Consider the following 23,451-nt stretch of genomic DNA (forward strand, 5'->3'; position numbering starts at 1 on the left):
ATTTCAGCCCTCCGTTTTTTCAAGAATTAAGTCTTTTACAAGCTTAACCGCACCGTCAAAATCATATTCTGTCGTATCAATCAATGTTGCGTCATCAGCTTTTTTCAAAGGCGCAACGGCTCTTTGAGAATCGTTCTTGTCACGATATTCCATATCGGCTTTAATTTTCTCAAAATCACATTCAATGCCTTTTCCGCAAAGTTCGTCATATCTTCTTTTCGCTCTTGATTCAGCCGACGCGGTAAGAAAAATCTTAACGTCCGCATTCGGAAGTACATATGAGCATATGTCACGACCGTCCATTATAACATTTGCACTTTCAGCCATTTTTCTTTGAAGTTCAACAAGTTTTTTTCTGACTTCGGGAATTACCGCAACATTTGACGCACCTACAGAAACGTCTTCTTCTCTGATACGCTTTGAAACATTCTCGCCTAATAAATAAATCTGCTGTCCCTCATCTGTATATTTTATGTCGATTTCCACTTCGTTAAGACGGCTTACCAGTTTTTCTGTTTCATTTTTCGCGTCTATTCCGTTGTTAATAGCAAAAAGTGCAACCGCACGATACATTGCACCCGTATCTATGTATGTATAGCCAAGACTTTTGGCAACAGCCTTTGAAACGGAGCTTTTACCTGCTCCTGCCGGTCCGTCCACCGCAACTGAAATATATTTCATTTTGTTCTCCTTTAGATTTATTTTACCAAATCGGGACGCAACACCGTTGCACCCCTTAAATATGCGTGTACCATATCTTTATTTTGTTTATCGGAATTTATGTGCATTAAAATTCTTATACACTTCTTTAATGCACCGTCAATTTCCGGCTCGCTCATATCAAGCAACGGTACATCAACTATCCCCATTTTTCTTGCCGCAACAGCCGGAAAAACTTTGTCAAGATCGGGCGTTATCGTAAAAATGACAGACACCATATCTTCTGTTTTTATATTGTTTTCCGAAATTATAGTTTCAAGCATTTCCTTTGTCGCCTCTATAATTTCTTCCCTGTCATTATTTTCAACCGTTGTTGCTCCTCTTATTGCTCTTACCATACTACCATTCTCCTTTGATTATACAACTCTGTGTCCCATACCGATTGCGACATCATTAAGATTTAATAAACCGATAGCAAAAAATACACATACACCGATATGTGAACCGTGTCTTGCAATACCGATCTTACCGCCGAGATTAAGTCCGACACACTTATCAACAATCTGCTGAATTGCCTCATGTGCCGCACCGGCAACCGCACCTTCTTCCGCATGGGTTGAAGATATAACATTTTCACGTTTCGCCGCAACAACCGCTCTTTCAAGCACTTTCGGTACCGCACTGCCGAAATCACTGCCGAAATCGACTGCAACGGAAAGAATACCGTTTTCCTTATTTTTTGCTTTCATCTCAATTTCTTCTTCTCTTGAATCTGTAAGTGCAATTTGTATAGCCGCCTTACAAACCTCTCTGCTGCCAACTTCCATATCCACAACTGTTCCTTTCTATGCTATTCGGCTGCATTCATACCAGCAAGATAGCCTGTCGAAAATGCCGCCTGCAAATTATATCCGCCTGTATAACCGTCTATGTCAATCACTTCACCGGCAAAATACAAACCGCTCACAAGTTTTGATTCCATTGTGGACGGATTTATTTCGCTTACCTTAACTCCGCCGGCTGTTACGATAGCCTCCTCGACAGGTCGTACGCCGACTGCGGTAAGTGTAAAGTGTTTCAAAACGTGAACAAGCCCGTTTCTTTCTTCTCTCGTAATTTCATTTACTGCCTTATGCGGCTCTATTCCCGAGAGTGATATTACAATCGGTATAAGTGCTTTCGGAAGCAAATCGTCAAGACTGTTTACAAGGTGCTTTTTACTGTACTTTTCAAAATCTCTGAGCACTCTTGCGTTAAGCTGTTCATCGGTCAAAGCCGGTTTTAAATCTATCTCTATTTTATATTTTTCCTTACCGATATTTTTCAGATATGCCGACATCGAAAGCACTACCGGCCCCGAAATTCCAAAATGCGTAAAAAGCATTTCTCCGAAATCGGAATACACCTTTTTGTTTTTCTGATTAAATGCCGTTATTTTAATATTTCTCAGCGACAAGCCCATTATATCCTTAACGAACTTTTCTTCCGTTAAAACAGGTATAAGCGACGCTTTAGGCTCGATAATTGTATGTCCCGCTTGTTTTGCGAATTTGTATCCGTCGCCCGTAGAACCTGTTCTCGGATATGATTTACCGCCGGTACATATTATCACTCTGTCCGCTGTAATTGACGTTTTAGACGTCTTTACTCCCTTTACGGCACCGTCACTGATTATAAGTGACTTTACCGTATCATGCACAAGCGACACATTCGGCTTTAAAGCGTATTTTTTAAGTGCCTTTACAACGTCCTGCGACTTATCGCTTACCGGAAATACCCTGCCGCCTCTTTCAACTTTTGTTTTAACGCCGTTTTCTTCAATAATTCGTATTATATCGTCATTTGTAAACGTATATAGTGCCGAATACAAAAACTTCGCATTTCTCGGATATTGACCTATCATATCCTCAATATCGGCTGAATTTGTTATATTACACCTTCCCTTGCCTGTTATGAGAAGTTTTTTTCCGATTATATCGTTCTTTTCGATTATTACCACTTCATCAGCCGTTTCGGCGGCTTTTCCTGACGCCAAAAGCCCTGCCGCACCGGCACCGATTACTACTATTTTCATTCCGTCACACTCCAAGTTTCAATATTTCTGAACATTCTGTCAACAGACGGCAGAATTTCGCTTTTAATTTTTGAGCCTGACATTACATTGCCTTTTCTGAAAAACAATACAGTAAACGGCATATCATTCACTATTATGTCACCATACTGACGGAATAAAGCCTTTTGCTGTTCTTCGTCATTCGTCATTCCAAGCTGACCAATAAGCATATCAAGGTCGAGATTTGCATACGAGAAATAATTATCGGTCGACGATACAAGCGGAGTCAAGTCATTATTTGCACTGACTTCTATCTCACCTATCATTATATCATAATTTTTCGCATTAATTCTTGCAATATATTCATCATACGGAAGTGCAGTAACTGTTGTCGGAATACCGAATCTTGTATAACTGTCTGCCACTTCGTTTGCTATATTAACCTTTTCCGCACTGTCACTGTTTGTCAAAATTTCAAATTGCAAAACCTGTTTTTGCGCACCGACATGGCGTACATATTTTCCGTCATTGTCCAAACCCCATTTATCATTGCCCAAATGCTGTGTTGTCAAAATTTCATCAGGCTTAAATTTTGTACTTGTGTCATAATAGAAAATTGATGACGGATTAATCGGAATATTGCTTGCCTTACCGCGCGAATATATCGTTGAATTTACGATACTGTCCTTATCAACAATATTCGACAGACCCTGTCTTGTTTCAACGCCCGAAAGCAACGGATTTGCCGTATTATACCCGATAAAAGTCATTTGATTTGTTATATACTCATTATTTCTTGCACTGCCTCTCGGTGTATATTCCGAAAGGTCTACCGTTCTGCCTGTCATGAGGTCAATTTCGCTTGCTTCAAACATTGATTCATACTTCTGCAAGTCGGGTACGGTATAAGCATAAAGGCTGTCGATTTTTGCTCTGCCGTTGTGATAATTGTCAAATGCCGAAAACAACAGCTTGCCTGTGCTTAACTGTGAATTATACTTATAAGGACCTGTTCCCATCGGTATATAATTCGCATTGCCTTTCATATCACTTTGATATTTCACTATCGGAAATGTCAAAAGTGACACAAAATTCGGCACTGCGTAATTCAATGTAATCTGAAACGTATAATCGCCAGTTGCCATATAATCCGCCATATTTGCAAACACAGATGTGTAATTAGTAACACCGGAACGTATTTGCTTAAATGTATAGCTTACATCATATGCGTTGAAATTTGAGCCGTCCTGCCATTGTATGTTGTTTTTAAGCGTAATATCAATCGTTCTGCCGTCGGGAGATACAGTATAGCTTTCAGCCAAAATCGGTACTGCCTGCAATTTTTCGTTAAGTTCAAAAAGCGGTTCATACACAAATTCCATACACTCTTTAACCGTTTCTGATTTTGTCAAAAGCGGATTAAACGTATCAAAATCAAGCAATCCCACGCTTATGCTGTTTGATACTTCCGTCTTATTTTCATCTGCAACCTTTTCGTCATCAACAGTTTCCTGTGATATTCTCTCTTTAATTCTTTCAACGGTATCGCACCCTGTTACAGAAAAAACTGTACATACTGCAAGCAACACCGCCACTAAACCCTTTATCCTTCTCATCTAATTCTCCAAATCTATATTAACTCAATAAATGCACCGAGATTTCCTCTTTTTCCGTTCGTCTTTCTGTGCGAAAATAATAAATCACTGTTACAGTAAGTGCATATTCCGCAATTATCAATATTTTCTTTCAATATGCCGCTTTCAATAAATTGTTTTTCGATTGTTTTCTGCATATTAACGTGATACTTTTCACCGTATTTCACTGCGGTATCTTCACCGAATTCCTTTATAAATATTTCGGCAACTTCGTCACCTACTTCAAAATGACATTCCTGTATTGACGGACCGATAGCGGTCAAAATATCTTCCGCACGACTTCCGTAATCTCTTTTCATTTTTTCGATTGTTTTCTGACCTATTCGCTTTACCGTACCTTTCCAACCCGAATGTGCCAATGCGGCTACTCCGAGCTTTTTGTCAAGAAAAAACAACGGTACGCAGTCGGCGAACAGCGTAACCATAGGAATACCTTTCTTATCCGTAATAAGCGCGTCAACGCTATCAAACTTGTTTTCAAGCACAATACCGTTTCCGAAATCGTCCTCTGTCACGGTATGAATAACATCTTCGTGAACTTGTTTTGAAAGCACAAGTTTATTATAGTCCATACCAAGCGTATCAGCCATTATTTCAAAGTTTTTAAGCACATTTTCGCGTGTATCATCACAGTGAAAGCGAAAATTCATACTGCTGTAACAGCCGTCGCTGACGCCACCCTCACGCGTGGAAAAACCGTGTTTTACAAGTCCTGTTTTCTCAAATGATGTAATTGTGTAATACGAAACACCGTTTTTTCTGTTAAGCTTAAACATCGCTATTCCTCCGAAAATAATCATATACGCTTTGTGCCGATTTACTGTCCATTTCTTTGACGTTTAACAATTCGTCCAAAGTCGCCTCTTTTATTTTATCAATAGTTTTGAAAGTAGTCAATAGGGCTTTTCGCCTTTTTTCACCAATTCCGTTTATTTTATCAAGTTCGGAATTGATTTTACCTCTCAATTTTCTGTGATATGATATTGCGGTATCGTGAACTTCGTCTTGAATGTGAGTTATAAGTTTAAATACAGGACTTGTTGCACTGAGTTCGATTTCACCGTTTTTTGAAACAAGTCCTCTTGTTCTGTGCTTGTCATTCTTCACCATACCGAATGTTTCAATATCTACTTCAATCATATCCAGAAGTTCTGTTATCACGTTTAAATGCCCTTTACCGCCGTCAAGCAGTATAAGGTCAGGCAAAGGCAAAAACTTTGCGTTTCGTTTCAAAAGCGTCCCCTTTTCAACCTGTTCTTCCTCCTCAAGCGCGTGTCTGAAACGTCTGTATATGACCTCACGCATAGCCGCATAATCGTCCGCACCCTCAAACGATTTTATCTTGAATATTCTGTATTTACGTTTCGCAGGCTTACCGTTTTCAAATACAACCATTGCACCGACATTATCTGTACCTTGAATATTTGAAATATCGTATGCCTCAATTCTGTAAGGACGTTTTTCAATTCTTAGCTGTTCCTGCATCATATCAAGAACAGTATTCTTTTCACGTTCTTTCATAACCTTAATTTTATAATTACCAAGTGCAATATCGGCATTTTTACGCACCATTTCAACCAAATGAAGTTTTTCGCCTCGTTTTGGCATTGCAATAGTAACTTTGCGTTTTCTTATACCGCTGAGCCACTTCATTATCGCTTCGCTGTCGTCAACTTCGTATTCGGTCAAAATTTCTTCGGGTATAAATTCACTGTTTTGATAAAACTGCTTTACGAAATCGGTAAGTATTTCTTCATTTGTACTGTGCTGTGTGTTGTCAATTTTATAGCTTTCTCTGCCGATAACTTTACCGTTTCTGATAAAGAATACCTCACAAAATGCAACGCTTTCTTCCCTTGCAAGTGCAATGACGTCTTTATCGTTCTGTTTATCGGTATTTATAATCTTCTGATGTTCTTCTATATCCTTTACGGCTTGAATTTTATCCCTTAAATCAGCCGCTTTCTCGTACTCCATATTCTGTGAAGCCTTCATCATTTGCTCTGTCAGTTCTGCTATAAGCTCCTTGTGGTTGCCGTCAAGGAAACGGCAAATATTAAAAAACACCTGTCTGTATTCCTCTTTTGAAACCTTTCCCGTACACGGTGCAAAGCAATTATTGATGTGATAATTAAGACACGGTCTGCCTTTTCTAATATCGTCCGGAAATTTTCTGTGACAAGTCGGCGGTTTAAAAAGTTTCTGCACAAGCTCAAGAGTATTTTTTATTGTTATTCCCGACACATACGGTCCGTAATATTTCGCACCGTCCTTTAAAAGTCTTCGGACTTTCAAAACCTTTGGATACGGTTCGTTTATCGTGACTTTTATATACGGATAATGCTTGTCGTCCTTTAAAAGTATATTATACTTCGGTCTGTGCTTTTTTATAAGATTACATTCAAGCGCAAGCGCCTCTGTTTCGGAGTCTGTGACAATATATTCAAAATATGCCACGTTCGACACCATGGCAAGAACTTTCGGTGTGTGGTTTGAATTTTTCTGAAAATACTGTCTGACGCGGTTTTTAAGTATCTTCGCCTTACCGACATATATTATTTTATCGTCCTTGTCGTGCATTATATACACACCCGGATCTTCGGGCAAATTCTTTAATTCCTGTTCCAAATCAAACATATTGCCACCTCCTTACACCAAAAATAACTCTACATAATAATGCAGAGTTATTTTCTTAAATATTATTTAAAATTATTCAGAGAAATTAGATTCAATCAATTCAACCAAAGTCTTAACTGCCTCTTCTTCATCACTACCGTCAGCAATGATTGATATTGATGTACCCTTAACGATACCCAGTGAAAGAACTCCCAAAAGACTCTTCGCGTTCACACGTCTTTCGTCTTTCTCAACCCATATGCTTGACTTAAATTCATTTGCTCTTTGAATGAAAAATGTTGCAGGTCTTGCATGCAAGCCTACCGAATTTTGAACTGCCACTTCACTTGAAACCATGAATTGTGCCCCCTGTCTTAAATTTTAATCACATATTTTACCGATATAAATATTATAATTAGCATACTAAAAAATTTGTCCCACGTCAATCCTTTTTATCGTTTTGTAACAATTTTTAGTTATTATTTACTTATCTTTTTATTATTCGGATAATAATTTTGTGAAATAATACACGCTTATTCTTCAGTTGTTTCGGTTGTTTCCGTTTCCGTCGGCTGTTTGCCGTCAGTATTATCACTGTCGTCAGCCTCACTCGGCAAGTATCCGCTGTTATTTTTCAACAATTCTCTAACCTGTCTGTCGATTTCAGCAGTAAATTCTTTGTTCTCAACCATATATTTTCTTACATTGTCACGGCCTTGACCGATTTTTTCACCGTTATAGCTGAACCAAGCCCCCGACTTCTTGATAATATTGTTTTCAACTGCAAAGTCAAGAATATTACCTTCTTTTGAAATACCCTCGCCGTACAAAATATCAAATTCGGCAGTTTTAAACGGCGGTGCAACCTTGTTTTTAACAACTTTAACCTTTGTCTTGTTACCGATAAGTTCCGTACCGTTCTTTATAACCTCGCCGCGTCTTACGTCCAATCTTACAGATGAGAAGAACTTTAGTGCACGACCGCCCGGAGTTGTTTCGGGATTACCGTACATAACACCGACTTTTTCTCTTAGCTGGTTGATAAAGATTACGACTGTACCCGATTTTGAGATAACGGCAGTAAGCTTTCTTAGAGCCTGTGACATAAGTCTTGCCAACAAACCGACATGGCTGTCACCCATTTCACCGTCAATTTCCGCTTTCGGAACAAGTGCGGCAACAGAGTCGACAACGATTACGTCAAGCGCACCGCTTCGTACAAGTGCCTCGGCAATATCCAAAGCCTGTTCACCGGTATCCGGTTGTGCAACAATTAAATTGTCTATATCAACGCCCAATTTTTTTGCATATACAGGGTCTAAAGCGTGTTCCGCGTCAATAAATGCAGCCTCACCGCCCATTTTCTGTGCCTCTGCCACAACGTGAAGTGCAACGGTTGTCTTACCCGAAGATTCAGGGCCGTATATTTCTATAACTCTGCCTCTCGGAAGTCCGCCTACTCCAAGTGCCATATCAAGCGTCAACGAGCCTGTCGGAATAACTTCAACGTCAACCGAATTTGCGTCGCCGAGTTTCATAATACTTCCTGTACCGTATTCCTTTTCTATAACACTGAATACAGATTCAAGAGCCTTTTTCTTTTCCTCTGCGTCAGTCATTTTTACAACTTTAGGTTTACTCTTATCCTTTTCTTTTGCCATTTATTTTCTCCTTTAAAGTATCACTTATATTTTATACGTCAATTATATTACATAAACACTCTTTTTTCAAGCAGTTTTTAACTCAATGCCGTGCAAAGTACAATTTATTGTACTTTAGTGATATTTTCAATACGGTTTGCGATATTTTCAAACGTAATTTTGCAAGTACACTCACGAACTTCTTCGCGTGTACCGTTTAAATGAAGTTCTTTCACTTCCGTTTCACCCATAACGCATATGCCGACATATACAAGTCCTACCGGCTTTTCTTTCGTTCCGCCTGTCGGGCCTGCTATGCCTGTTATGCCGACAGTAACATTCGCACCTGTGTTTTTTCTGAGTCCATCTGCCATTTCAAAAGCGGTTTCATAACTCACTGCACCGTGTTTTTCCAGCGTTTCGCCCTTGACACCGAGATATTTCATCTTCGCCGAATTTGCATAAGTCACAAAGCTTTCATTCAAAACCTCCGACGCACCCGAAACATTTGTTATAAGTGCCGCAAAAAGTCCTCCTGTACAGCTTTCAGCCGCCGAAACAGTCATTTTTCTTTCCGCAAGCATTTTTACAACTTTTTCATTTAAACCGTTTACTTCCACTTTCATATCAATCACCCAAGCCTTATTATTTAGGATATACTTCTATCTTTTCAACGCCTGCCAAAGCAGCCTCGATAAGTGTTTCAACGTCAAGTCTATTTTCAGACTTTTCAATATTTGCACGTTTCGGATTTGTTGTAGGGTGCTTTGGTGTAAACACTGTACAGCAGTCCTCATACGGTAAAATTGATGTTTCAAATGTACCGATTTCGTGTGCTCTGTCAACTATTTCAATCTTATCCATACCGATAAGCGGCTGCAATACCGGCATATCAACAGCCGAATTTGTAACGTCAAGTGCCGCAAGAGTTTGGCTTGCAACCTGTCCGACGCTCTCGCCTGTTACAAGTGCCAACGATTTATGCTTACGCGCCAATCTCTCCGCAATACGCATCATAAATCTACGCATAACAAGCGTCAAATGTTCCTCAGGGCACTTTTCTGCAATCTGCAGCTGTATTTCCGTAAACGGCACGATATACAAATTGATTTTTGACGTATATTGTGCGATTATGCTTGCAAGTTCAATAACCTTTTCTTTTGCTCTCTCACTTGTGTATGGGAATGAGAAAAAGTTTACCGCATCAATTTCAACACCGCGTTTTGAAATCATATGACCTGCAACAGGGCTGTCAATACCGCCCGACAAAAGCAAGGTTGCCTTTGAGCCTGTGCCTATCGGCATACCGCCCTGTCCCTGCACTTTATTTTCATCTGCATAAACGTATGCACCGAAATCTCTGACTTCGACTTTAACCGTAACTTCGGGATTATGAACATCAACGACTATATTCGGATATTCGTCGTCAAGATAACCGCCGACTTCCATACAAATTTGAGGTGAGTTAAGCGGGAACTGCTTATCAGAACGCTTTGCCTCAACCTTAAATTTAACGCCGTCCTTAAAGTCTTTCTTCAAATATTCCTTGGCTTTCGCCTTTATATCCTCAATATCCTTTTCACAAACAACCGCTCTTGTAATTGAAACAATACCGAATATTTTCGACAATCTTTCCACTACAATATCCATTTTGTCTTCATCAAAAACTTCGACATAAATTGTAGCCTGTGCAAGTCTTGCCTTTACCTCCGCCACATTTTTCAGTGAATTTCTGATGTTGTTCATCAATATATTTTCAAACTTCGGACGATTACCGCCCTTTAATATAATTTCTCCGTATTTTGCAAGAATAATCTCTTTCATTTACATAAATCTCCTTATTGTCGCAACCTCTTTTGCAATAATTTCCGCCGCTTTTATAACGTCTGATTCTTCTGTCAATCTGTCAAAACTGATTCTCACCGCACCGTTAATTTCTTTTTTATCAAGTCCCATAGCCGTAAGTACATGGCTCGGCTGCGGTTTGTGGCTTGAACAAGCCGAACCTGTTGAAACATATATTTTATGTGCCTCAAGCGAATGAAGAAGTATTTCAGCCTTTATGCCGATAAACGATACGTTTAAAACACTGCCGGAATTATATTCGTCAGAGCCGTTTATCTTAATATTCGGTATTTCTTGAAGTTTTTCTTTCATTGTGTTTCTCAAATGTATAAGTTTTGATTGGTCGGTGTCACATTCAGCCGCCGCCGCACCGAACGCAAGTATACCGCCTACATTTTCCGTACCCGGTCTTATTTCCCCCTGTTGTTCACCGCCGAACAATATCGGACGTATCATTCTTGTATCTGCTACATACAATGCACCCGTACCTTTAAAGCCGTGAATTTTATGGCTGCTTATCGTAACAAGGTCCGCACCCATTTTTTTCGGTTTCACATCTATTTTACCAAACGACTGCACACAGTCAGTATGAAGATGTGCATAAGGTGCTTTTTCAAGCATAATTTCTCTTATTTCTTCAATCGGCTGAATAACGCCCGTTTCATTATTGACGTGCATAACGCTTATAAGTATCGTTTCATCATCAAGAACGTTTCTAAGCATATCAAGGTCAACTCTGCCTTCACTGTCAACGTCAAGATACTCAACATTAAATCCGTCAATTTCAAGTTTTCTGAATGCCTCAAGTACAGACGGATGTTCGATTTTGCTCGTAACAATTTTTGTACCGATTTTGTGACGTGCCGCCGCAACGCCGAAAACAGCCAAATTATTCGCCTCGGTACCGCCCGATGTAAACAAAATATTTTTACTTTCAACGCCAAGCATATCGGCAATATTTTTTTTGCTTTCGTTTATGAGTTTTTCAGCCTCAATACCCAAACCGTGAAGCGACGACGGATTACCGAAACATTCCGCCGCCTTAATCATTGCATCAACTGCCGCTTTTGACGGTTTTGTTGTTGCCGCATTATCAAGATATATCATACTCTTTCCACCTTTATTACCAATGCCATTCCGCTTTTTATTGTAATATTGCATTTATCCGCAAGCATAATATTGCTTATGCCGCGGCTGCTGCCGAAATACAAAGTTTCGTCATTCAACGGATATTCAAGTCCGTCTGTTGTTATTCCGACCGCATTATCCTTTATCGGAATTATAGACAGAGTTTGTCCTGTTTTTCCGTTTAACGCCAATTTATCTTTTAACAAATAAATTTCATTATTATCGTCTATAAGCACACCGTTTTTACACTTTTCAAGCAATAAAATATCCGCTATACTGTGGTCAAAACGGTCGCCTGTCATGGCGATAAGGACTATGTCTTCATATCCATTATCCACCGCGTAAGCTACCGCAAGTTCACCGTCTGTAAAATCCTTGCGTTTTGGATATTCAATTCTGTCCTTAACTTTTTCAAAATTCTTTGCCGAATCAAAATCACCTATAAGCACATTAGGCACTATCCCCATTTTTTTCGCATGGTTATAGCCGCCGTCGGCACATATTATAAAATCATTGTCATTGATTTTGCTTTTTATATATTGATAGTCTTTTATATCACCGTTACCGATTATTACCGCACGCATTATCTCATAAGACTCCTTACAGAGCCCTCAATATCGTCATTAAACACAGCCGTTCCCGCAACAATTATATTTGCGCCTGCATTAATCGCATTGTCAATATTGTTTGCATTAATTCCGCCGTCAACTTCAATATCAAAGTCACTGCCCATTTTTTCACGAATATACGCAATCTTTTCATTAACGCTTTCAATATATTTCTGACCGCCGTAACCCGGCTCAACGCTCATAACAAGCACCATATCGACTTTATCAAGGTACTTTTCAATCGCCGATACAGGTGTTTTCGGATTAATCGAAATCGCCGCTTTTTTACCTCTCTTCTGTATCATTTCAATACATTCTTTCGGCTTTTCGGTTGCCTCGATATGAATAGTAACACCGTCCGCACCGGCATTGATAAATTCATCAATATATCTTTCCGGCTTATCTATCATAAGATGTACATCAAAAAACATATCTGTATACTTGCGTAATGACTTTATAACAGGCATTGCAAAAGTCATATTCGGAACAAAATGTCCGTCCATAACATCAATATGCAACCACTGTGCTCCTGCGTTCTCTGCCCTTTTTACCTGCTCGGCAAGTATACCGAAATCTGCCGACAATATAGACGGTGATAATATCATTTCTTTTTCCATTCCTTTACTGATTTTAGTTTATTGTATATTTGAGTATAGCTGTCATATCGTGACTGAGCCATTTCTCCGTTTTCAAGCTTTTCTTTTATATAGCAATCAGGCTCGTTTATATGTGAGCATCCTCTGAAACGGCATTTATTTTGAGAGTCCGCCATTTCGGGAAAATACTGCCACAAATCGTCAGCCTTTATATTTTCAATTTCAAGTGAACTGAAACCGGGTGTATCAAGTACAAAACCTCCGCTTTCAAGTTCAAACAATTCAACGTGACGCGTCGTATGTTTTCCGCGGCTTATTTTTTCGGAAATACTTCCCGTTTCAAGTTCTCCGTTTGTGATAATACTCAAAAGACTCGACTTACCAACTCCCGAAAGTCCCGCAAATGCAGTCGTCTTATCCTTCAAATAACCCATAAGCAAATCCGTGCCGTCTTGTCTTTCGGCACTTACAGAAAATATTTTATATTTGGCTTTTGAATATATTTCTTCTATATCCTCACGTTTTTTTATATCTGTTTTATTAATGCAAATAACAGGAGTTATATTATTAATCTCCGCATTTATAAGCATTTTGTCTATCAAAAACAAATTCGGCTCCGGTGACGCCGCCGCAACGACAAGCATCATTGTATCAACATTTGCAACCGGTGGTCTTATAAGCGACGATTTTCTCGGCATTATTTCAATAATACTGCCTTTTTCGCCGTCCGTTTCAATATTCACCTTATCGCCAATCATAGGTGTTATCTTTTCCTTGCGAAAAATTCCCCTTGCTTTACATTCGTATATGCTATCAGAGGCCTTTACATAGTAAAAGCCTCCAATACCTTTCATTATAGTTCCAACCATAATTACCTCTAATTAAAGTTTATTGTTCTGTCACTTACCTTACTTCCGTCTATATAAGCCTGAACTTCCGCAGTTCCCGAGCCTGTAATTTCAACCGATACAGTGCCTTCGTCCTTTGAGTGAACTGCATTATGAACTGTTTTTCCGTTTGCTACAATTTCAACATCAACCGAATCATCTGCAGTGTCAGGAATTTTTACAGTGAAAGTTCTTGTTGATGTTTGGTTTGATGAACCCGAATCACTGTTTGAACTGTCGGATGTGTTTGAACTTGAATTGTCGTTGCTTGATGTGTTTGAATTGCTTGAACTGTTTTGGTTTGTGCTTGCATTGTTTTGTTCATTTTTTGTCTGTGATGAATTATTTTGTTCCGCTTGTTGATTTGATTGATCTGCCTGAGCTTCTTCACCCTTTGAAAGTACAATGCTTACATATGAGCCTTTATTCGCAGTCTTGCCAAGTTCAGGACTTTGTGAAATAACAGTTCCCTCTTGTGCCGAAGACGCTTTTCTTGAAACGTTACCGAGATTTAATCCGTTTGCTTTAAGTGTTGCCTCTGCCTGTTCTCTGCCCAAACCGATTATGCTCGGAACTGATACTCTTTCAGCTGCAGGAGTAGCTTGCGCACTGCTTTCTCCCTTACCTTTGCTGACGTGGATATTTATAATATCGTCTTTGTTAAGCTTTGTTCCGCCCAACGGCGTCTGACGAATTACATATCCCGACGGTACATCATCAGATTCTTCCTCAACAACCGTATAATTAAGCTCAAGTTCAAGAATTTCCGCAATAGCCTCATCAAACTGTTTTCCCGTAACATCAGGCGCTACAATATCACCGCCCGATGAACCTATTGAAACTATAAGTTTTACATCAGAATTTTTTGCCACAATCTTTTTGGCTGTAGGGTCTTGTGAAATTACGCAGTTTTCCGCAACCGTATCCGAAAGCGAATATTCGATTTCATCAGCCAAATGAAGTCCTGCTTTTTCAATTTCCGCAGTTGCCTGTTCAATAGTCATATTTTTAAGGTCAGGCACAATCGCCTCTTTACGCATATTTATAAAGAAAAATGCTCCAAGAACTATAAGTAAAATAACCGCCGCCGTTGAAATTGCAAGAACAACAGCAATCCTGTCCTCTTTCTTCTGCTTTTTATTCTTTTTCTTTACTACTTTTTTACGTTTTGTACGACCTCTTGCAGGAAGTTCCTCTTCATAAGGTTCTTCCTCCTCTACCGTTTCCGGCACATCAAGATTATCGTCAAAATCACTTTCGTCGTCATACGAATAATCTTCCTGCGGTGCGACTTCTTCATATACATCATCACGGCTCGGAAGCGGCTCATCTGCAAGTACAGCATGAAGATCGTCAACAAATTCCTGTACATTTTGGTATCTGTTACTTTGTTCTTTTGAAATTGCTTTCATTGTAACATATGCCAAATCAGTCGGTATATCAAGATTTACGCATTTAACGTTTACAGGTTCTTTTTCAAGGTGCATAAGTGCTACGCTCACAGGAGTATCACCGTCAAAAGGAACTTTTCCGGTAAGCATTTCGTAAAGCACAATACCAAGTGAATATATATCACTTCTTGCGTCCGTAAATCCGCCTCTTGCCTGTTCAGGCGAAATATAATGCACCGAACCCAAAGCACTTCCGCCGACAACGGTAGTTTCTCCCGCAACAGCTCTGGCAATACCGAAGTCCGTTACTTTCAAAGTTTTGTCCTTTGTCATAAGAATATTTTGAGGTTTAATATCGCGATGTATTATATTAATAGAATGTGCCTCGCTTATACCTTGTCCGATCTGAATAGCAAAGTCGCAGGCCTCCTGCCAAGGAAGTGCACCCTTTTGCTTTATGTATTCTTTAAGTGTAATGCCGTCAACGTATTCCATAACCATATAATTAAGCCCGTTTTCTTCGCCGACATCGTAAACAGACACAATGTTATTGTGTACCAAGCTCGCCGATGACTGAGCCTCTTTTATAAAGTTTGAAACAACCTGTTCTTCACCCTCAAGCGAATCACGAAGTATTTTTATCGCAACATATCGGTTTAAAAGCGTATCTTTCGCCTTATAAACTGTAGCCATACCGCCGGTACCGATTTTTTCAAGCATATCATATCTATTTCCAAGTGTTATTCCAACTAAATTATCACTGTTCATTATCACATTTCTCCCTTTCCAAAGCCACAATGGTAATATTATCTCCGCCGCCTCGTTCATTTGCAAGTGCTACAAGTTCTTCCGCACTTTTCTGAAGGTTGCTTTTATTTTTAATATATGTTCTGATTTCATCGTCCTCTACGAAATTTGTAAGACCGTCAGAGCATAGCACAAGAGTTTCACCATTATAAGGTTTAATCGAAATATCTACTTTTATGGTGTCCTCTGCACCCATAGCACGCGTTATGTAGTTCTTTTTAGGGTGATTTTTTGCCATTTCGGGACTTATTTCACCTCTTGATACAAGCTCCTGTACATAGGAATGGTCTTTTGTTATCTGTTTGATTTCATCACCTATCATATAGGCTCGTGAATCTCCGACGTGTGCCGTAATAATCTTGTTTTGATAAATCATTACAAGCGTCGCCGTTGTTCCCATTCCCATTACTTTATAATGATTCTTTGCATAATTGTATATGATACTGTTCGCCGATATAAACGCCTGACGTATAACTTCTCCTGCCTCTACATAGTCGAGTTCGGTATCAAGATTTTTTTCTAAGTGGTTTTCTATAATATCGACAACCATCATACTTGCGACTTCACCGGCTTGATGACCGCCCATTCCGTCCGCAACAACTGCGTAAGGGAACGTGTCGCTTTCATTTACGTAATAATTGTCCTCATTAATTTTTCTGTGCATTCCTATATCGGTAACCGCACCAAACTGCATTTTGAAAATCACCTCATTTCACTAAAGAATTATAGTTTTTGATATTATATCACTTTTTTTCTCAGTTGTCCACAGGAAGCTGATATATCTGAGCCGAGTTCACGTCTTACTGTCGCATTTATGCCAAGATGTGTCAATTTTTCTTGGAACGCTTTTATATCGTCATTACTTCCTTTTTCAAAATTTCTTTCTTCAACTTTATTTACAGGTATAAGATTTATATGCCCGTGCAGGTCACGGACAAGATTTGCCAGTTCCTCTGCATTTGCCATACTGTCATTTACACCGTGAATAAGAGAATATTCAAAACTGATACGTCTGTTTGTCGTCTTTACATATTCTCTGCAAGCCGTCAATAATTCTTCAATATCGTATTTATGATTTACAGGCATTATACTGTCACGAATTTCATTGTTAGGCGCGTGCAGAGATATTGTCAGCGTTATAGGAAGTTTTTCCTTTGCCAACGCGTATATCCCCGGCACAACACCGCAGGTTGACAACGAAATGTGTCTGTATCCTATGTTAAGTCCTTTTTCATGGTTTACATTGTGCAAAAACTTTATGACGTTATCGAAATTGTCAAGTGGCTCACCTATACCCATCATAACAATATTGCTTATACGCTCGCCGACGTCTTTTTGTGCAAAAATAACTTGATTAAGTATTTCACCCGGCGTTAAACTTCTGTAAAGTCCGCCTATCGTTGACGCACAAAAACGACAACCCATTCTGCAGCCGACTTGACTTGATATACAAATCGTAAGTCCGTGATGATAACGCATAACAACGCTTTCTATACAATTTCCGTCCGGAAGTTCAAAGAGATATTTTACAGTACCGTCTATTTTCGATACATATTTTTCTCTGATTTTAAGCGTTGAAACATACGTTTCTTTTTCAAGTTTTTCCCTTGTTGCCTTTGACAGGTTCGTCATTTCGTCATAGCTTTCCACGCCTTTATGAAGCCATGAAAAAATCTGCTCAGCTCTGAATTTCTTCTCGCCGACGGATGTAAGATATTCAATTAATTCATCATATTCAAAATCTTTTAAATCAATCATTTACTTAATCCTTTTCATCTTACAGATATAAAATCCGTCTGTGTTATCTATGTGCGGATAAAATGTCTTTTCAAATACTTTTTCAAAATTTTCGTTATCCGCCGTAAAACTGTCTGTAACAGCCTCATTTTCTTCTTTTTCAATCGTACACGTTGAATAAACAATCTCACCGTTTATTTTAAGATATTTTGACGCATTGTCAAGTATCTGTCTTTGAATTTTCGGTAAATCGTTATCCTCTGCCCTGTTCCACTTTATTTCGGGCTTTCGTCCGATTATTCCCAAACCCGAACACGGAACATCACAAAGTATTTTATCTGCCGTATTTATCATACTTTCGTCTATTTTACAGCCATCCGAAAGTTTAGGTTCTATTATCGTTATTCCGAGCCTTTCGGCATTCTTTTTTATAAGCTCTATTTTATGTTCGTGTACGTCAAAGGCGTATATTTTGCCTTTGTTGTTCATCAATTCCGCAATATGCGTTGTCTTTCCGCCCGGTGCGGCACACATATCAATCACTGTATCACCCTCACACGGTGCAAGCACTTTTGCTGTCTGCATTGCTGCTGAATCCTGTATTGTGTAATATCCGTCATTATATAAGCTGTCCGCCGAAATGTCAAATCCGTCCGACACTATATAACCGTCATAAACTTCGGCATTTATTCCGTTGTCGTTAAACTTCTTGCAAAGTTCATCTGCCGTTATCTTTAATCTGTTCGGTCGAATATTAAGTCTTTTTTCCATGCCGAAACTTTCAATCAATTTTTCGGTAAAATCATATCCGAATTCATCAATCCACTTTTCACAAAGCCACATCGGGAACGAATATTTGACAGACAAATATTCTGTTTTATCGGACGGATATTCGATTTCTGTTTTCGACACATTTCTCAAAAGTCCGTTTACAAATCCTGCCGATGCACCGTGACCGTATCTTCTTGCCAGCTTTACGCTCTCATTCACTGCGGCGCTTATCGGCACTTTATCCATAAACATTATCTGATATATTCCCATTCTCAAAATTATAAGAATGTACTTCGATATTTTTTTCAATTTTATCTTTGAAAACTTTCCTATAACATAATCAAGAGTCAATTTTCTGTCTGTGACGCCGTAAACAAGATTGGAAATAAACGCCTTATCCTGTTTTGGCATATCCGTTTTCAAAGCTTTTTTCAATGCCATATTTGAATATGCTCCGTTAAATTCAACGTCGTATATTACTTTCATTGCAATTTCTCTTGCGTTACTCATTAATCTCTCCTACGATTTGCCAATAAAACAAGTCTTAAAAATTGAAGTGCCGTTGACGCAACCGCCGCAACATATGTCATAGCCGCCGCCGTAAGTGTTTTTCTTGCACCTGTAAGCTCATCACCCTCAAGTAAGTACATACTTTCAAGAGTTTTCATTGCACGTCTTGACGCATTGATTTCAGTCGGCAATGTTACAAGCTGAAATACAAGCACCGCACCGAAAAGTATCGCACCAACCATTGCCAGTCTGCCAAGTCCGAGTATAAGTCCGATTATGAAAATCGGCATTGAAAGCGTGTTGCAGACATTTACTATCGGTACAATTCCGTTACGAATTTTTATCGGAACGTATCCTACTTGGTGCTGAACCGCATGACCGCACTCATGTGCCGCAACACCTATTGCGGCTACCGATGTAGAATTATATGTTGAATCCGACAGTCTTATGACGTTTTCATTCGGGCTGTAGTGGTCTGTAAGGTCACCCGAAACGTGTTCAATTCTTATATTCTGAAGTCCGTTTGCATCAAGAATTTGCCTTGCCGCACTCGCCGCGGTAATTCCTCTTGAACTTCTTACATCATTGTATTTACTGAAAGTCGATTTAACTCCCATTGACGCAAACAATGTAAGTAAAAATGCAATTATTACAAGTACATACGTTGGGTCAAAATAATAGCTGAACATAATTACTCCTTTCCGAGTACAACTCCTAATTCAATTTCATGTCCTCTTGCATAATCTTCAACATTCATTTTTTTACTGTTTGGGAACTGTGCCGTTACAATGTACAATGTTCCCTCACCGCAAGAAATTTTAAGTCCTTTTCCCTTTTCAAGTGCAAGTATCTCTCCCGCCTCTTTATCCGAATTTTCATCACAAACTCTTGCGGAAACAATTTTTAAAATTCCGTCTTTATATTTTGTGCAAGCAAGCGGCCACGAATTCATGCCACATATTAGTTTTGAAATTTCACGAGCCGATTTACTCCAATCTATAACACCCGTTTCTCTTGAAATCATAGGCGCATATGTATGCTCCTTATCATTTTGCGGAGTAGGTGTTATACTGCCTTTTTCAAGTCCGTCTATTGTTTTTAAAAGCAAATCGCCGCCTATTACGGCTAAACGGTCAAAAAGTTCCTCTGCCGTTTCATATTCACCGATTTCGGTTTCCGCTTTTAAAAGCATATCGCCCGTATCAAGTCCGCTGTCCATTTTCATCGTCGTAACACCGGTAACCTTTTCGCCGTTTATAATCGCCCACTGAATAGGTCCCGCACCTCTGTACTTCGGCAAAAGTGACGCGTGTACATTAACACAGCCGTATTTCGGATAATCTATTATATAATCAGGCAAAATTTTGCCGTATGCGACAACGACAATAAGCTCCGGTTTCAGTTTGTCAAGAACAGGCTGAAGTTCACCGTTTCTCAGTTTTTCGGGCTGATATATATTTTCTATACCTGCCTCAAGTGCCGCCGCCTTAACATCAGTCGGTACAAGTTTATGTCCTCTGCCTTTCGGTCTGTCCGGCTGAGATACAACACCAACAACATCAAGACCTGCGTCTGTCATAGCTTTAAGGCTCGCCGCCGCAAAATCGGGTGTACCCATAAATAAAATTCTCATTCAACCATCTCCGTTAGTCAATAAATCTAATTACTCTGTCCAAGAACAATTTACCGTCAAGATGTTCAATTTCGTGACAAAAAGCTCTTGCCAAGAGTTCCTTACCTGTGATTTTAAACCACTTGCCGTCCCTGTCCTGTGCTTTTACGGTTACGACATTCGGTCTTGTAACCTCGCCGAACACTCCGGGTACGCTAAGACAGCCTTCGCTGCCGGTCTGTTCTCCGCTTTCTTCTACTATTTCAGGGTTTATAAGTTCAATTTTACCGTCACCGACATCTATGACAACCGCACGTTTCAGTATTCCCACTTGCGGAGCTGCAAGTCCGACACCATCACGGCTTTGCATTGTTTCATACATATCGTCAAGAAGTATATGAAGTTTTTCGTCAAACTTCACTACAGCTTTGCATTTCTTATAAAGGATTTCATCGCCTTTTTCCCTTATTTCTCTGATTGCCATTATGTTTCCCCTCTCTAATTTATCATACCGGGTGATTTGTCTATTATTATCGCCACATCCGAAAATTCCTTGTTTTTTCTGCATGTCATTTCAGCTTGTGAAAGTATCTCACCCAAGTTATCGTCATCTTCGCATTTAAAAATAATCTGCCATCTGTATTTGTTTTTTATTTTTGAAATATATGACGGCACAGGTCCTAAAACCTGTATTTTTTGTGATACATTCTGTGTTTTTTCTGCAGTGTTTAAAAAATATTTTGCCGTTTTCGCAACAGTATTTTCAACATTGCCTTGAAAATGCACACTCACTATTTTACAAAACGGCGGATACCACATAAGCTTTCGTTTTGCAATTTCCTTATCGTAAAAAGTTCTGTAATTGTGACTTTTTACAAGGCTGACCGCCTCATGTTCGGGCGTATACGTCTGAATAACGGCTCTGCCCTCTTTACTTCCTCTGCCGGCACGTCCCGAAACCTGTTCAAGCATTGCAAAAGTTCTCTCACCGCTTCGGTAATCGTTAATATTGAGCATTGTATCTGCCGTTATAACTCCGACAAGCGTTACATTTTCAAAATCAAGTCCTTTTGCCACCATTTGCGTACCGATAAGAATATCGATTTTATCTTTTTCAAACTTCTGCAAAATCTTCTCGTGCGACTGCTTTTTACCTGTTGTATCCATATCCATTCTGACAGTTGTCGCATTTGGGAACAGACGCTTTAATTCGTCCTCCACCTTTTGCGTACCGCCGCCGAAATAACGTATATAATTACTTCCGCATTTCGGACAAAGCTTATAATTCGATCGTTCATATCCGCAGTAGTGGCACTTTAATTTATCCTCAAATTTATGATATGTAAGCGATATGTTGCAATTCGGACAATGCGGTACATATCCGCAACTGCGACACGAAACAAATGTAGAAAATCCACGCCTGTTAAGAAACAAAATCGTCTGTTCACCGCGTTTTAAATTTTCTTCGATTTCGTTATACAATTTACCCGAAAGCATACTTTTATTGCCCTTTTCCAACTCGCTGCGCATATCAATAACCGATATTTCGGGCATTTTATTTTTATTGTATCTTGTATTCATTTCAAGCAACTTATATTCGCCTGTCTGTGCTTTGTAATAGCTTTCAACAGACGGCGTTGCCGACGCCAAGACAACCGCTGCACCAAACTGACTTGCTCTGAATATTGCCGTTTCGCGTGCGTGGTATCTCGGTGACATATCCGACTTATAAGTATCGGAATGTTCCTCGTCCATTATTATAACTCCGATATTTTTAAGCGGTGTAAAAATCGCACTTCTTGCACCGATTACAATATCAGCCTCACCGTCACGAATTTTCTTCCATTGGTCATATCTTTCACCGGCGGACAAACCGCTGTGAAAAATAGCAACTCTGCCGCCGAATCGCGACATAAATCTTGAAACCATCTGCGGTGTAAGCGATATTTCGGGTACAAGCATAATCGCACTTTTACCCATATTTATCACATTTTCAATCGTCTGCATAAAAACTTCGGTTTTACCGCTGCCTGTCACACCGTGCAGAAGATATATCCCTCCGTCACCCGATTTTACGGAATTTGTGATTTCATCTATCGCGTATTCCTGTTCCGGTGTCGGAACCATCTTTTCTGTTTTCTCAAAAACTCTGTTCCAATACGGATCACGTTCAACCGTCATATCAAACACATTGACAAGATTTTTCTTTTCAAGTGCTTTTACGGTACTGTGTGAGCCGTTTGTGAATTTCTGCAAATCGGCAAGAGAAACATACTCGTTTTCGCTTAGCACTTCAAGCATTTTTGCTTGAACAGGTGCTTTTCTGCGTAAAATTTCGGCACTTTCAAGTGCTGTTTCTCTGTCACATATAAGCTTTACACATTTAATTTTTTTATCCTTAATATCAACCGATTGTCTGTATTCCTTTTTTAAAGTACCCTCTTTAATCATCGCACGGACTTGATTTTGTATATCAACTCCGCACATTTCTTTAAGTGCTTTAAATTCCATACTTCCGCCGTTATCAGTCAGTATTTCTGCAATACGTCGTCTAATCTCCGACTTTTCTTCACTTTTATTTTCAAGAATAATCCATTCTTTCGTTTTAAGTGCTGTACCCGACGGGACAATCGTATGAATTATATCAAGATATGACGCAAGATATTTTTTGTGCATCCACTCGATAAGTTCAAGCATATCTTCGTCAAAGCCTACGGTATCGTTTGCCGTTCTTATTATGGATTTAAGACGTTTACTGCCACTTGTATCCGCAGTGCCGACACAAAAACCCTCAATTTCTCTGTTACCGGAAGAAAACGGAACAAGCACTCTGCTGCCTATTTTAATTTTGCCTTCAAGTTCTTTCGGGACAAGATAATCAAAAGGTTTATCAACTTGCTTTGACTTATTATCCACAATAATTTTTGCTATCATT

At 39.4% G+C, this 23,451-nt stretch carries 23 protein-coding genes; all 23 read right to left on the reverse strand.

Annotated features, from left to right (window positions below; all coding sequences use genetic code 11):
• Positions 1-3: 3 nt before the first annotated feature.
• The gene (cmk, locus tag ACSAMO_RS02420; RefSeq protein ID WP_499209759.1) at positions 4-681 is read right to left on the reverse strand and encodes a (d)CMP kinase; all 678 of its coding nucleotides are present in this window, start codon (positions 679-681) and stop codon (positions 4-6) included.
• 17 nt (positions 682-698) lie between these two features.
• Complete coding sequence (gene aroH / locus ACSAMO_RS02425; RefSeq protein WP_118445817.1) at positions 699-1,058, reverse strand: chorismate mutase; 360 nt, start codon at positions 1,056-1,058, stop codon at positions 699-701.
• 18 nt (positions 1,059-1,076) lie between these two features.
• Positions 1,077-1,487, reverse strand: a complete 411-nt coding sequence (locus ACSAMO_RS02430) for a HutP family protein (protein ID WP_022230818.1) — start codon at positions 1,485-1,487, stop codon at positions 1,077-1,079.
• 23 nt (positions 1,488-1,510) lie between these two features.
• Positions 1,511-2,734, reverse strand: coding sequence for a BaiN/RdsA family NAD(P)/FAD-dependent oxidoreductase (locus ACSAMO_RS02435; RefSeq protein ID WP_499209760.1), 1,224 nt, complete (start codon positions 2,732-2,734; stop codon positions 1,511-1,513).
• Positions 2,731-4,329 carry an ABC transporter substrate-binding protein gene (locus ACSAMO_RS02440; protein WP_499209761.1) on the reverse strand — a complete coding sequence of 533 codons (1,599 nt, stop codon included), beginning with the start codon at positions 4,327-4,329 and terminating at the stop codon, positions 2,731-2,733. Before ACSAMO_RS02440 ends, ACSAMO_RS02435 begins: the two co-directional genes overlap by 4 nt.
• Positions 4,330-4,343: 14 nt before the next feature.
• Positions 4,344-5,144, reverse strand: a complete 801-nt coding sequence (pgeF, locus tag ACSAMO_RS02445; protein ID WP_499209762.1) for a peptidoglycan editing factor PgeF — start codon at positions 5,142-5,144, stop codon at positions 4,344-4,346.
• Entirely contained in the window at positions 5,137-7,005 is a 1,869-nt protein-coding gene (gene uvrC / locus ACSAMO_RS02450; protein ID WP_499209763.1) for an excinuclease ABC subunit UvrC, read from the reverse strand. Before uvrC ends, pgeF begins: the two co-directional genes overlap by 8 nt.
• A 72-nt stretch (positions 7,006-7,077) precedes the next feature.
• Positions 7,078-7,341, reverse strand: a complete 264-nt coding sequence (locus ACSAMO_RS02455; protein WP_022230813.1) for an HPr family phosphocarrier protein — start codon at positions 7,339-7,341, stop codon at positions 7,078-7,080.
• Between the two features lie 176 nt (positions 7,342-7,517).
• The gene (gene recA / locus ACSAMO_RS02460) at positions 7,518-8,645 is read right to left on the reverse strand and encodes a recombinase RecA (RefSeq protein WP_412274021.1); all 1,128 of its coding nucleotides are present in this window, start codon (positions 8,643-8,645) and stop codon (positions 7,518-7,520) included.
• Positions 8,646-8,749: 104 nt separating this feature from the next.
• Positions 8,750-9,250 carry a CinA family protein gene (locus ACSAMO_RS02465; RefSeq protein WP_499209764.1) on the reverse strand — a complete coding sequence of 167 codons (501 nt, stop codon included), beginning with the start codon at positions 9,248-9,250 and terminating at the stop codon, positions 8,750-8,752.
• A gap of 19 nt (positions 9,251-9,269) precedes the next feature.
• The gene (gene thiI, locus ACSAMO_RS02470) at positions 9,270-10,448 is read right to left on the reverse strand and encodes a tRNA uracil 4-sulfurtransferase ThiI (protein ID WP_117967862.1); all 1,179 of its coding nucleotides are present in this window, start codon (positions 10,446-10,448) and stop codon (positions 9,270-9,272) included.
• Positions 10,449-11,576, reverse strand: coding sequence for a cysteine desulfurase family protein (locus ACSAMO_RS02475; protein ID WP_499209765.1), 1,128 nt, complete (start codon positions 11,574-11,576; stop codon positions 10,449-10,451).
• Positions 11,573-12,181 carry a thiamine diphosphokinase gene (locus ACSAMO_RS02480; RefSeq protein WP_499209766.1) on the reverse strand — a complete coding sequence of 203 codons (609 nt, stop codon included), beginning with the start codon at positions 12,179-12,181 and terminating at the stop codon, positions 11,573-11,575. Before ACSAMO_RS02480 ends, ACSAMO_RS02475 begins: the two co-directional genes overlap by 4 nt.
• Entirely contained in the window at positions 12,181-12,822 is a 642-nt protein-coding gene (gene rpe / locus ACSAMO_RS02485; RefSeq protein WP_499209767.1) for a ribulose-phosphate 3-epimerase, read from the reverse strand. Before rpe ends, ACSAMO_RS02480 begins: the two co-directional genes overlap by 1 nt.
• Positions 12,807-13,670, reverse strand: a complete 864-nt coding sequence (gene rsgA, locus ACSAMO_RS02490) for a ribosome small subunit-dependent GTPase A (RefSeq protein ID WP_147514829.1) — start codon at positions 13,668-13,670, stop codon at positions 12,807-12,809. The genes rpe and rsgA overlap by 16 nt, the downstream gene beginning before the upstream one ends.
• 8 nt (positions 13,671-13,678) lie before the next feature.
• Complete coding sequence (gene pknB / locus ACSAMO_RS02495) at positions 13,679-15,847, reverse strand: Stk1 family PASTA domain-containing Ser/Thr kinase (protein ID WP_499209768.1); 2,169 nt, start codon at positions 15,845-15,847, stop codon at positions 13,679-13,681.
• Positions 15,837-16,580: a Stp1/IreP family PP2C-type Ser/Thr phosphatase gene (locus tag ACSAMO_RS02500; protein ID WP_499209769.1), complete on the reverse strand. Its 744-nt coding sequence runs from the start codon at positions 16,578-16,580 to the stop codon at positions 15,837-15,839. The genes pknB and ACSAMO_RS02500 overlap by 11 nt, the downstream gene beginning before the upstream one ends.
• Before the next feature lie 44 nt (positions 16,581-16,624).
• The gene (gene rlmN / locus ACSAMO_RS02505; protein WP_499209770.1) at positions 16,625-17,644 is read right to left on the reverse strand and encodes a dual-specificity RNA methyltransferase RlmN; all 1,020 of its coding nucleotides are present in this window, start codon (positions 17,642-17,644) and stop codon (positions 16,625-16,627) included.
• A complete protein-coding gene (gene rsmB / locus ACSAMO_RS02510; RefSeq protein WP_482489338.1) occupies positions 17,645-18,904 on the reverse strand; it encodes a 16S rRNA (cytosine(967)-C(5))-methyltransferase RsmB in 1,260 nt (419 codons plus the stop codon).
• Positions 18,904-19,593 carry a zinc metallopeptidase gene (locus ACSAMO_RS02515; RefSeq protein WP_022230801.1) on the reverse strand — a complete coding sequence of 230 codons (690 nt, stop codon included), beginning with the start codon at positions 19,591-19,593 and terminating at the stop codon, positions 18,904-18,906. Before ACSAMO_RS02515 ends, rsmB begins: the two co-directional genes overlap by 1 nt.
• A 2-nt stretch (positions 19,594-19,595) precedes the next feature.
• Positions 19,596-20,537 (reverse strand): methionyl-tRNA formyltransferase, encoded by a 942-nt coding sequence (gene fmt, locus ACSAMO_RS02520; protein WP_499209771.1) that lies wholly within the window; start codon positions 20,535-20,537, stop codon positions 19,596-19,598.
• Positions 20,538-20,550: 13 nt separating this feature from the next.
• Complete coding sequence (gene def, locus ACSAMO_RS02525; protein WP_022230799.1) at positions 20,551-21,000, reverse strand: peptide deformylase; 450 nt, start codon at positions 20,998-21,000, stop codon at positions 20,551-20,553.
• 14 nt (positions 21,001-21,014) lie between these two features.
• Complete coding sequence (gene priA / locus ACSAMO_RS02530) at positions 21,015-23,450, reverse strand: primosomal protein N' (protein ID WP_499209772.1); 2,436 nt, start codon at positions 23,448-23,450, stop codon at positions 21,015-21,017.
• Position 23,451 lies beyond the last annotated feature (1 nt).

This window comes from Ructibacterium sp. SJQ-7 (genome assembly GCF_054696575.1).